This window comes from Streptomyces sp. NPDC058308 (assembly GCF_042880275.1).
Taxonomy (GTDB): domain Bacteria; phylum Actinomycetota; class Actinomycetes; order Streptomycetales; family Streptomycetaceae; genus Streptomyces.
Genome location: NZ_JBHVZA010000034.1, coordinates 62766 through 72830 on the forward strand (window position 1 = coordinate 62766; position 10065 = coordinate 72830).

9 protein-coding genes are annotated in these 10065 nt (G+C 71.5%); 1 reads left to right on the forward strand and 8 read right to left on the reverse strand.

Features of this window, described 5'->3' with window-relative positions:
- Positions 1 to 8: 8 nt before the first annotated feature.
- The 4 genes from ACFVYL_RS32815 to ACFVYL_RS32830 all read right to left on the reverse strand — a co-directional run bounded on the left by ACFVYL_RS32815 (position 9) and on the right by ACFVYL_RS32830 (position 3705).
- Positions 9 to 437, reverse strand: coding sequence for a hypothetical protein (locus ACFVYL_RS32815; RefSeq protein WP_389722447.1), 429 nt, complete (start codon positions 435 to 437; stop codon positions 9 to 11).
- Positions 438 to 513: 76 nt separating this feature from the next.
- Positions 514 to 1734 (reverse strand): glucose-1-phosphate adenylyltransferase, encoded by a 1221-nt coding sequence (gene glgC / locus ACFVYL_RS32820; RefSeq protein ID WP_389722449.1) that lies wholly within the window; start codon positions 1732 to 1734, stop codon positions 514 to 516.
- A gap of 21 nt (positions 1735 to 1755) precedes the next feature.
- Positions 1756 to 2922, reverse strand: a complete 1167-nt coding sequence (gene glgA / locus ACFVYL_RS32825) for a glycogen synthase (protein WP_389722451.1) — start codon at positions 2920 to 2922, stop codon at positions 1756 to 1758.
- A gap of 48 nt (positions 2923 to 2970) precedes the next feature.
- Complete coding sequence (locus ACFVYL_RS32830; RefSeq protein WP_389722453.1) at positions 2971 to 3705, reverse strand: (2Fe-2S)-binding protein; 735 nt, start codon at positions 3703 to 3705, stop codon at positions 2971 to 2973.
- Positions 3706 to 3952: 247 nt separating this feature from the next.
- On the opposite strand from ACFVYL_RS32830, the gene ACFVYL_RS32835 reads away from it, so the two are divergent.
- Entirely contained in the window at positions 3953 to 5032 is a 1080-nt protein-coding gene (locus ACFVYL_RS32835; RefSeq protein ID WP_389722455.1) for a DMT family transporter, read from the forward strand.
- Between the two features lie 118 nt (positions 5033 to 5150).
- Here the strand turns inward: ACFVYL_RS32835 and ACFVYL_RS32840 are convergent, their stop codons facing one another.
- From ACFVYL_RS32840 to panD, 4 genes are all read right to left on the reverse strand, one after another.
- On the reverse strand, positions 5151 to 6413 hold the full coding sequence (locus ACFVYL_RS32840; RefSeq protein ID WP_389722457.1) for a transglycosylase family protein: 1263 nt from the start codon (positions 6411 to 6413) through the stop codon (positions 5151 to 5153).
- A 121-nt stretch (positions 6414 to 6534) separates the two neighbouring features.
- Positions 6535 to 7521, reverse strand: coding sequence for an acetylxylan esterase (locus ACFVYL_RS32845; RefSeq protein ID WP_389722459.1), 987 nt, complete (start codon positions 7519 to 7521; stop codon positions 6535 to 6537).
- A 602-nt stretch (positions 7522 to 8123) separates the two neighbouring features.
- Positions 8124 to 8762 carry an aspartate/glutamate racemase family protein gene (locus ACFVYL_RS32850; RefSeq protein ID WP_389722471.1) on the reverse strand — a complete coding sequence of 213 codons (639 nt, stop codon included), beginning with the start codon at positions 8760 to 8762 and terminating at the stop codon, positions 8124 to 8126.
- 71 nt (positions 8763 to 8833) lie between these two features.
- Entirely contained in the window at positions 8834 to 9265 is a 432-nt protein-coding gene (gene panD / locus ACFVYL_RS32855; protein WP_389722461.1) for an aspartate 1-decarboxylase, read from the reverse strand.
- Positions 9266 to 10065: the final 800 nt, after the last annotated feature.

Sequence of the window (10065 nt, forward strand, 5' to 3'; positions counted from 1 at the left end):
ATGTCCCGTTACGGCATGTCCGGGATGTACGTCTCCCAATCGCTCCACCGGCGGCTCCCCCTCGGGCAGCCGGAACCCGGCCGTGCGCCGGTGGGCGGCCACGTCCCAGCTCCCCACTCGGCCCCCGGCCTCCGAGGCCACGACCATCGTCCGCCCGTCCCTGCTGAGCCGGACCATCCGGCGAGAGCGAGGTTCAGGAAGGCCGCGTGCTTACCGAGGTCCCGGCAGAGGGTGAACACCTCCTCGAACTGGTCGACGACCAAAACGAGAAGCGCTCGTGGTCGGCCGGCTCGAAGCGCGTCAGGCCGTGGTACGGCGCCTGCCTCTCCTTCCTCTTGCCGATCCGGCGGGAGCCGCTCGGCATCCGCGCGAGCCGCCTCCTCCCAGCGCCGCTCCCACGAAGCCGTGTCGGCGCCGCAGGCGGTCACGTACGCCATCCCCCCAGCTGATCTACGGCATCAACCTACGGAGAAGTGTCGGCCGCCGCCTCTCCATCGGTTCGTTCACAGGCGCTCACACCGGCACCGTCCGGCCCTTCCCCAGCGCGATCACGCCGCCCGTGGACACCGTGTACAGCTCCTCGTCCCGCTCCGGGTTGACGCCGATCGTGGCGCCCGGCGGTACGTCGACGTTCTTGTCCAGGACGGCGCCGCGCACCACCGCGCCCCGCCCGATCCGTACGTTGTCGTGCAGCACGGAGCCTTGGACGACCGCGCCCTCCTCGATGGTCACGCCGGGCGAGAGGACGGACCGGGTGACCTGACCGCGGATGACGCAGCCGGGGCTGACGATCGACTCCCCCGCGATGCCGCCCGCGCAGAACTTGGCGGGCGGCAGACCGGCGGAGTGGGTGTAGATGGGCCAGCGCCGGTTGTCCAGGTTGAAGACGGGGTGGTCGGAGATCAGGTCCATGTGGGCCTCGTAGTACGAGTCGAGGGTGCCGACGTCGCGCCAGTAGCCGTGGTCGCGCGGGGTCTCGCCGGGTACGTGGTTGTCGTTGAAGTCGTACACCTGGGCCATGCCGCGCTCGGTGAGCAGCGGCAGGATGGAGCCGCCCATGTCGTGCGCGGACCCCTCGTCCTCGGCGTCCTGCTGCAGGGCGTCGACCAGGGTCTTGGTGGTGAAGAGGTAGTTGCCCATCGAGGCGTAGACCTGGTTCGGGGCGCCGGGCAACCCGGGCGGGTCGGCGGGCTTCTCCAGGAAGCGCTCGACCTTCGTGCCGTCGCGCGCGGGGGTGATGATGCCGAACGACGACGCCTCGGAGCGCGGCACCCGGATCCCCGCGACGGTCACCGCCGCGCCGTTCTCGATGTGCTGCACCAGCATCTGCCGCGGGTCCATGCGGTAGACGTGGTCGGCGCCGAACACCGCTATGTAGTCGGGCTGTTCGTCGTGGACGAGGTTGAGGGACTGCAGGATGGCGTCGGCGCTGCCCAGGTACCAGCGCGGGCCCAGGCGCTGCTGGGCGGGGACGGGAGTGACGTAGTTGCCGAGCAGGCTCGACATGCGCCAGGTCGTCGACACGTGCCGGTCCAGGGAGTGCGACTTGTACTGCGTCAGGACGCAGATGCGCAGGATGTCGGCGTTGACGAAGTTGGAGAGCACGAAGTCGACGAGGCGGTAGGTGCCGCCGAACGTGACCGCTGGTTTGGCCCGGTCGGCGGTGAGCGGCAGCAGCCGCTTCCCCTCCCCGCCGGCCAGCACGATTCCGAGCACCGAAGGTCCACCGCGCATCCAAGGCCCCCTACTTGTCGGCTATCTGTCGGCGTGCAGGATCTCCTCGTACACCTCGACGGTGCGCCGGGCGACCGCGTCCCAGCCGAATTCCCTGAGCACGCGGTGTCGTCCGGCCGCGCCCATCGCGGCGGCCCGCCGCGGGTCGGTGGCCAGCCTGTTCAGGAGCAGCCCGAGGTCGTGCTCGAAGCCTTCCGGGTCGCTCTCCTTGTACGGGACGAGCAGTCCCGTCGTCCCGTCGCTCACGACCTCCGGGATGCCGCCGACCCGTGAGGCGACGACGGCCGTGCCGCACGCCATCGCCTCCAGGTTGACGATGCCCAGCGGCTCGTACACGGAAGGGCAGACGAACACGGCCGCATGGGTGAGCAGTTGGACGACCTCCGGGCGCGGCAGCATCTCCGGAATCCACTGGACGCCCGCACGCGTCCGGCTCAACTCCTCGAAGAGGGTGCGGAACTCGACGTCGATGCCGGGGGTGTCCGGCGCCCCGGCGCACAGGACGACCTGGAGGTCGCGGTCCAACTTCCTTGCCGCGCGCAGCAGATGGGGAAGGCCCTTCTGCCGGGTGATGCGCCCGACGAAGAGGACGTACGGCCGCTCCAGGTCGATGCCGAGCCGTTCCAGGACGTCCGTGCCGGGGTCGGGCCGGTACAAGGCGGTGTCGATGCCGTTGTGCACCACGTGGACCTTTGCCGGGTCGACGGCCGGATAGCAGGCGAGGATGTCCTCGCGCATCGCGCCGGACACCGCGATGACCGCGTCGGCGGACTCGGCCGCGGTGCGCTCGGCCCAGCTCGACAGGGCGTATCCGCCGCCCAGTTGCTCGGCCTTCCAGGGGCGCAGCGGCTCCAGGGAGTGCGAGGTCATCACGTGCGGGATGCCGTGCAACAGCTTGCCCACATGCCCGGCGAGACTGGCGTACCAGGTGTGGGAGTGGATCAGGTCGCGTCCGGCGAGGGCCGCCGCCATGGAGAGGTCGACGGAGAAGGTGCGCAGCGCGTCGTTGGCGCCGTCGAGCGCGCGCCACACCCCGTGGCGCACGACGCCGTCGGCCGTGCCGTCCCCCCAGCAGTGCACGTCGAGGTCGGTGAGCGCCCGCAACTCCCGTGCGAGGAACTCGACATGGACACCGGCTCCGCCGTAGACATCCGGCGGATACTCCCGGGTGAGCAGTCCCACCTTCACGTAGCGCCCTCCGTCGTCCGCCCGAATGTCGGCCGCGCCACCTCATGGTCACCCGGACGGGGCCTCGGGGGAAGACCGCTGCGGCGGGCGTTCGAAGCAGCAGTCGCCGCACAACCCGCCGCCGGGGCACCGGTAGTAGAGGCAGCAGCTGCGCCGCCGGAAGGCGGTGCCCCGCAGCGTGCCGGTGCCGCGCAGGTCGGGATGGCCGAAGAGCTCGGCGGCCAGTTCAAGGGCCCGCTCCCCGACGGCAGGGCGCCCCGAACGCGCCGCCCAGCCGTGCAGTTCACGCGCCGCGCCCGCGAGCGCGGAGCCCGCGTTGCCCCACAGGAGCCCGGCGGAGACTCGGTACCGGTCGCGCAACGCGGCGGAGAGCGGCGCCAGATGGCCGTGCTGCACGACGCCCCGAAGGGTCTCGGCATCGCCAGGCAGCGGGCGTACGTCGCTCAGCCACAGGTCGTCGGGCGAGGTGGCGTCCGCGTCCCAGCGCAGCAGCGCCGGGTCGAGGTCGGGCACCCGGCCGTACAGCGCGGCGGAGCCGAGCGCCACGGACCAGAGCCGGGCGGCAAGCCCCAGCTGGGCCACGGACACCGCGATGCGGTCCTCGGGGGCGCCGAGCCGCCGCGCGACCTTGCCGACACGGAAGGTGAGCGGGTCGGTGCCGGTCGTGGGCGTCGCGTAGGCCTCCGCGAGCGGCCGGGCGCCGCTTTCGTGTGCCGGAGCGCGGCGCAGGGCGAAGAATCCGCCGACGGTCCCGAGTTCTGCCAGGTCGATGAGGGTGGTCACGACAGCAGTACAGCAAGTCCCGCGCCGCCGGGCCGCCCCGGGGTCGCCATGAGGGTCACTCTCCGCGCCCAGGAGGTAACCCCTCTTGGGGAGGACATGGGAAAGGTCGTACTCCATCGGCAGTAGGACCAATTGCCTGCTCAGGTACGACGACTCAAAGAGGTTGTGGAGTCATTCTTGTCAGTATGGAAGCAGACCGTTCGCCAGACCGGGAACACCGGACGCACCGCACCCCGCGGAGCACCTCATGAGTGCTTTGGCGCTGTCCGTGCTGCTCTCCCTCGTCTCAGCCGTGGCGTACGCCGCCGGGGCGATCCTGCAGGAGCGCGTGGCGGCGACGTCGACGGGGCAGGGATACGCGCCGCTGCACCGGGGCGCCTGGTGGACGGCGATCGCCCTGAACGGCCTGGGCGCCCTGCTCCACGTGGTGGCGCTCGCGTACGGCCCGCTCAGCCTGGTCCAGCCGCTCGGCGCGCTGACCATCGTCTTCGCCCTGCCGATGGCCGCCGTGTTCGTACGGCGCCGGGCCGGGGCCACCGCCTGGCGGGGCGCGCTCCTGGCGACGGTGGGTCTCGCCGGGCTCCTCTCGCTCACCTCGTCGTCCGACGCGCAGACCCTGGCCGACGCGGAGCGCCTCATGCTCGCCATGGCCACGGGCGGCGGTGTGCTTGCGCTGATGGTCGCGGCGCACGCGGTGCCCAGGCATCCCGTGATGCGCAGCGTGCTCCTGGCCTGTGCGGCGGGTGGGGCCTTCGGCATCGCGTCGGTGTTCACGAAGACGGTGGCGGTGGACTGGGACCGGGACGTCGCGCTCCTCGAGCAGCTGCCGACCCTCGGGGCGATCGCGGTGCTCGCGGCGGCCGGCGTGCTGCTTTCGCAGGCCTCGTACCGGGGCGCGGGCCTGGCGGCGCCGCTGGCCACCGTGACCGTCGTGAACCCGGTGGCGGCGGCTGCGGTCGGCCTGACCCTCTTCGGAGAATCCTTCCGTCACGGCGCCGCGGGCGCCGTCCTGGCACTGGCCTGCGGTGTCGTCGCCGCGACCGGCCTGGTCCTGCTGACGACCGAGCGGATCGCGCGGGAGACGTCGACGGCGGCCGTCGGCGAGGGGCGCCCGGTGGCACAGGGCGGCCCGGCCACGCGCCGGCCGGCGGAGCAGGGCTCCGGTTCCTCTTCCTCTTCGCCCTCTTCGGCTTCCGGGACGGCGGACGGTACGGGGCCGCGCCCCACCGCGGACGTGCTGCCCGCGGTGCCGTCCCAGCAGGCGCCGACGGCCCACCGTAGGAGCAGGCCGCGACACACGGGGCGGCACGAGCGGATGGTGTCCTGACCGCCCCGGCCCCGGCCGGCGTGCTTCGGCCTGGACCGGTACGGCTTGACCTGTCGGATCACACTGCCGGATCGACCTGTCGGAGCGACCTGTCGGAGCGACCTGTCGGAGCGACGCGTCAGATCCGTACGCCGCGCGCCCGCAGATAGGCGAGCGGATCGACATCGGAACCAAAACCGGGTCCCGTCCGCACCTCGAAGTGCAGATGCGGGCCCGTGCTATTCCCCGTCGATCCGGACCTGGCGATGCGCTGCCCGGCACCGACCTGCTGTCCGGCCTTCACGGAGAGCGCCGACAGGTGGCCGTACTGGCTGTACTTCCCGTCGGTGTGGCGGATGACCACCTGGTAGCCGTAGCTGCCGCCCCAGCCCGCGGAGACGACCCGGCCCGCGGCGACCGCCTTCACGGAGGTCCCGGTGGACACGGGGAAGTCGACGCCCGTGTGGTAGCCCTTCGACCAGGAGCCGCCGGCCGCCCGGTACGGGGTGCTGGGCGAGGCGCCCACGGGGGCGACGGCGCCCGGCGCGGACGCCTGCGAGGAGCGCGACTTCTCGCGCTTCTTCTCGGCGGCGGCCTTTTCGGCGGCTCGCCGCTCGGCGGCCTTCTTCGCGGCGGCCCTCTTCTCGGCGGCCTGTTTCTCCGCCGCCCGCTTTTCGGCCGCCTGTTTCTCCGGCGCTTTCTGCCGGGGCCGCGTCTCGGGGCGGTCCCCGGTGCGTTGCCTGGTAGCTCCCTGCCCGTGTACCGAGAGCCGCTGCCCCGGCGTGATCAGGTCGGGGTCGTCACCGATGACGCGGCGGTTGGCGTCGTACAACTGCTGCCAGCCGCCCCGGATCCGGCGTTCGCCCGCGATGCCGGAGAGGGTGTCGCCGCGGACCACCGTGTACATCTCGGCGGTGCCCGCGGTGGACTGCGGGGTCACCTCGGGCTTGACGTCCTTGACGTGGCGCCCGGACCGCTCCGGCCTGGCGGGGGCGCGGGCCGGGGTGACGTCGGCTGCGCCGCCGCCCCGGGCGAGCCCGGCCTTCGACGAGCACATCGGCCAGGCGCCGGGCCCCTGGGCGTCGAGTACCTTCTCCGCGACGGAGATCTGCTGGTCCTTGGTGGCACGGTCGGCGCGCGGCGCGTGGGCCGTGCCGCCGTACGCCTCCCAGGTGGACTGCTTGAACTGGAGGCCGCCGTAGTAGCCGTTGCCGGTGTTGATGCTCCAGTTGCTGCCGGACTCGCAGGCCGCGACCTTGTTCCAGATGTCGACGTCGGCCGCGCCCGCGGTGCCCGCGACGGTCAGCGGGAGCGCCATTCCGGCGCCGCCCGCCGTGACGGTCAGCGACGCGCGGTTGATGCGGTTCGGCTGATACCGGCGGTGCCGGCCCCGTACGGCCATGGGAGCTCCCTCGGACACGCGTCATCACGGACTGCGCACAACGGACTCACGACAAGCCCGCAAGCTAGTCGGTCGGACCAATCCGTGACAAGAGCCGGGAGCATAGGCGGGGTTGAGCGCTTCAGTGCCTCAAGTACCCCTTCAGCCACCGCAGTTGGACACCCTGCTGATAGGGGCCGCCGCCCTCGTGATCGTTGAAGCCGTACACCTCCATCGAACGCTCGCTGCCCGCATAGGCGTTGAAGGCGGCGAACACCGTCGACGGCGGGCAGGTCTGGTCCTGCAGGGCCGCGGAGAAGAGGGCGGGCGCCCGCCCCCGGGCGGCGAAGTGCACGCCGTCGAAGTACGACAGGGTCGAAAAGACACGCTCCTGGCCGTCCCTGCGCGCCTTCAGATAGAGCCCGATCTCGCTGTACGGCGGGCGGTCCGTGAGCGTCGTCGCCCGCGGGAAGTCACAGAGGAACGGCACGTCGGCCGCGACGGCGGCCAGGTCCGGCACGAGCCCGCCGACCGCGAGGGCGACGCCGCCGCCCTGGCTGATCCCGAGCGCGGCCACCCGCGTGGCGTCCACGAGGGGATGGGCGCGGACGGCCTCGACGGCCCGTACCGCGTCGACGTACAGGCGCCGGTAGTAGTAGTCGTGCGGGTCCTCGATCCCGCGGGTCATGAACCCCGGGTAGGCGGGACCGCTGCCCACCGGGTCCGGGGTGTCGCCCTGCGCCCAGCCCCCGCTGCCCTGGCCCCGGGTGTCCGTCACGAAGTGCGCGTACCCGGCGGCGGCCCACAGCAGATGCATGTGGGGCAGCCCGCGTCCGCCGCCGTAGCCGATGTACTCGACGACGGCGGGCAGGGTTCCCTCGGCCCCGACTTCCGTACCGGCAGGCAGAATCAGCCACCCCTTGACCGGGTGCCCGCCGAATCCGGCGTACGTCACATCGAAGACCCGTACACCCGTCAGAGGCAGCTCGACCGCCTCGAACCGTGCGTCCAGACCGTGCTGCCGCGCCTCCTGCAGCGTCTTCTGCCAGAAGGCGTCGAAGTCCTTCGGCTCGGGCAGGTCGGGACGGTAGCGACGCAGGTCGTCGAGGGGCAGGTCGAACTGGGGCACCGGCGGCTCCTCCTCGGTAAAGACGTGGGGAGGTCACGTTATGCCAGCGGATCCATGCCCGACAGGGAGTCTTACCGGCCGCGACTGTCGAGAAGGACCGGGAGCGGGCCCGGACAGCCGACGGCGGGCGCGGACTCACAGGTCCGCGCCCGCCACCGGCACGTCGGCCGTTTCGGACGACCGGCCGCATCACTGCATCGGCCGACTCACCGCATCGGCCGACTCACCGCATCGGCCCCGGCTGGGGCTCGGGGGCCGGGTCCGGGCCCGGCGGCTGGGGAATCGGGGAGGGCGGCGGATCCGGGGTCGGCCGGGGCTCCGGGTTCGGCACGGGATCAGGCCCTGGGAACGGCCTGCCCGGCTCCGGCGGCGCGGGGTCGGGGTCCGGGAACGGCCTGACCGGCCCCGGGGCCGGTGCGGGATCAGGGTACGGGTGGGTCATTGCACTCCTCCAGCAAGTGGTACGCCAGCGGCTCCTCCCCGCGTACCCGACGCCCCCGCGCCCAAGCCTTCCACGGTTCGGCGGTCCTTGCCCGCGGCGGGCGCGGGGCGGGGGTGACGCTCCGGTACGCGCAGGATTCCCGGGGCTCCCGGCGACCGCGCTACCCCGAGACCAGCGCGACCGTCGCCGCGAGACCCGCCCGAGGGCTGGAAAGGACCGGCACCCGAACCTCCGGAACAAGCGCCTCCGCCCCGGCCATGGAGGCCTGCGCGAGCACGACGACGTCCGCGTCCCGCACCGCGCGCACCGCCTGGGCCACGCCCTCGAGATAACCCTCGGAGTCCCCCGCCTCGAACCTCTCCCACACCCCGTCGACCAGTTCGGCCCGCACCGAGACCTCACGCCCGGCCCGCCGCGCCTCCTCCTCGACCAGCGCCGAGGTGGGCTCCAGGGTCGACGCGACCGCCGCGAGCACGACAACGCGAGGCCCGGAGGCGACGGCCGCGGCCGCCATCGGCCGGTCGACCCGCACCACGGGAACCCCCAGGTCCGCCCCGGCCGATTCGGCGATGCCACCGATGGTGGAACAGGTGCACAGCACGGCCCCGACGCCGTCCCCCACGACCTTCTCCAGGGCGTCCCGGACATCAGGGGCGACGGCGTCCGGCCCCTCCCGGCGGGCTCGGGCAAGGAGCTCTTCCGCCACGTGGTGCCGGAGTTCGACCCCCGGGTGTGCCTCGTCCCGCAAACCGTCGAAGACGGGCGCGTGGACGGGGGACGTATGCAGAAGCCCCAGCATCACCGTGCCCCGCGGTATACCGCTCATCACTCTCCTCAAATCCGGAGCGTGCCCGGGCCCGAGAGGACGGTTCAGACGGAGACCCGGCGACGGCTCGACGGATTGCGCACCATGTCCGGGTCGCCCGGCACGGCTTCCGCCGGATCGTCCCCGAGGGCCACGACGCGATTGCCCTCGTCCACGTGGACGACCTGAGGCCGCAGCGCCCGCGCCTCGGCGTCCTCGACCTGGGCGTAGCTGATGATGATCACTTTATCGCCGGGGTGGACGAGGTGTGCGGCCGCACCGTTGATCCCGATGACCCCGCTGCCCCGCTCCCCTTCGATGGTGTACGTCTCCAGGCGGGCGCCGTTGGTGACGTCGACGATGTGGACGAGCTCGCCGGGCAGCAGATCGGCGGCGTCAAGAAGGTCCGCGTCGATGGTGACGGACCCCACGTAGTGCAGGTCGGCCTGGGTCACCGTGGCGCGATGAATCTTGGATTTGAACATGGTACGCAGCATTGGGGCACTCCCAAAAGTAGGCTCCCTGCCTGCGATCTTGCAGGTCAAGGGCTGCTTCCAGACCCTACAGCGAGTCGCACGTTCGGGCAGCTTTCCCCAGGTTTTTCAGGACTCATGCTGACCACTTGCTGACTTTCCTGACGCAACGTCAGGCGGCCGTAGGGGGTTCCGCGCGCGCTCCCGCTCCTCACCGCGACAACGGCACAAGCCTACGCAGTACCCCCTCAAGAGCATCCCGTGATGACCGTCACTCGCGCGGCCTGGACGGCAGCCAGAGGCGGAGGCGGTCGACCTAGAGGAGCCCAGCGCCGCGATGGGTCGGCTGGCCCAGGCCCCTCGTATTCGGCCCGAGAAGGAGGTCCCCCATGCTCATCGCGGAATCTAAGCGCCGCAGCGGCGCGGAAACATAGCAGCTGACCACCGGTTAGCCAAACCGGCGATTCTCATGACCATGGCTATAGCTCGTCCGGTGACTCTTGGCGGTGGCACAAGGCGATGTCAAAGACATTTGAAATGCGGCCAGAGCGGAGCGCGAGCCGATGCCGCGATTACGCTCAGGTCACCCTCAAGGAGCGATCTTGCCCATGGAACCACACCCTCACCTCGAGATCCTCGCCGACATCGACTCGTCGCGCAGGCGCTGTAGCGTCGTCGAGCCCGTCCTCCTGAACACTTCTGAGGTCGCTGCGATGCTCAATATGTCCACTAGAGATCTTTAACGGTGCGGGTTACGTGGGGTCGTGACGGTTATCGTGGGCCGCGCTATGCCGGAGGAATGAGGTATCCCGATGGCGGTGGAC

What these genes read in the sequence shown, in the direction of transcription:
- ACFVYL_RS32815 (WP_389722447.1), bottom strand. Translation starts at nt 437, where the DNA reads ATGGCGTACGTGACCGCCTGCGGCGCCGACACGGCTTCGTGGGAGCGG.
- glgC (WP_389722449.1), bottom strand. Translation starts at nt 1,734, where the DNA reads ATGCGCGGTGGACCTTCGGTGCTCGGAATCGTGCTGGCCGGCGGGGAG.
- ACFVYL_RS32835 (WP_389722455.1), top strand. Translation starts at nt 3,953, where the DNA reads ATGAGTGCTTTGGCGCTGTCCGTGCTGCTCTCCCTCGTCTCAGCCGTG.
- ACFVYL_RS32840 (WP_389722457.1), bottom strand. Translation starts at nt 6,413, where the DNA reads ATGGCCGTACGGGGCCGGCACCGCCGGTATCAGCCGAACCGCATCAAC.
- ACFVYL_RS32850 (WP_389722471.1), bottom strand. Translation starts at nt 8,762, where the DNA reads ATGCTGGGGCTTCTGCATACGTCCCCCGTCCACGCGCCCGTCTTCGAC.
- panD (WP_389722461.1), bottom strand. Translation starts at nt 9,265, where the DNA reads ATGCTGCGTACCATGTTCAAATCCAAGATTCATCGCGCCACGGTGACC.